This window comes from Microbacterium sp. UFMG61 (assembly GCF_015354505.1).
Lineage (GTDB): Bacteria > Actinomycetota > Actinomycetes > Actinomycetales > Microbacteriaceae > Microbacterium.
In genome coordinates this window covers 1-645 of record NZ_JACAFP010000031.1, presented here as the reverse complement: position 1 = coordinate 645, position 645 = coordinate 1, and the positions used below count along the sequence as shown (strand labels likewise).

Here is a 645-nt window from a genome sequence, read left to right as displayed (position 1 = left end):
CCCCTGCCCCAGACGCGCGCCGAGTTCCTCGACCGGGTCGCTGCGACCGCCGCCGCCTCGGTGTGCACCCAGGCGGTGCGGTGCTCGAGAGCGATACGGACTCAGGTGAAGCATCCGGTGACACGGCGGCGCGCAGCACCTCGACGAGCTCGTCCTGCGAGAGCAGCCCATCGCGGCGAGCCGCGGCGGCGGTCGCAGCGACCCGGTCGAGGAACTCGGTGCGCGTGCGGCGATGCCGACGGCATCCGCGTGGTCGACTGGATCGTGCCCCCCTGCCCCAGACGCGCGCCGAGTTCCTCGACCGTCGCGATCACGACCGGAGTCCTGCCCGCACCCTCGGGCTGGTCTCGCAGGACGAGCTCGTCGAGGTGCTGCGCGCCGCCGTGTCACCGGATGCTTCACCTGAGTCCGTATCGCTCTCGAGCACCGCACCGCCTGGGTGCACACCGAGGCCGTCGACGTCGGCCGTGACGGCGGCGGTGACCTGGCGTGAGAGCGTCGATGCCGACGGCATCCGCGTGGTCGACTGGATCGTGCCCCCTGCGCTCGCCGCGGCGGCGATCGCCCCGGCCGTCGCGATCACGACCGGAGTCCTGCCCGCACCCTCGGGCTGGTTCACCGAGGTCCCGATGATCACCGTGACCG

General features: G+C 72.9%; 1 protein-coding gene. It reads left to right on the top strand.

Features of this window, described 5'->3' with window-relative positions:
• Positions 1-218: 218 nt before the first annotated feature.
• Positions 219-645, top strand: a 427-nt coding sequence (locus tag IXW21_RS18110) for a hypothetical protein (protein ID WP_228528759.1), incomplete at its 3' end; no start/stop codon positions are given.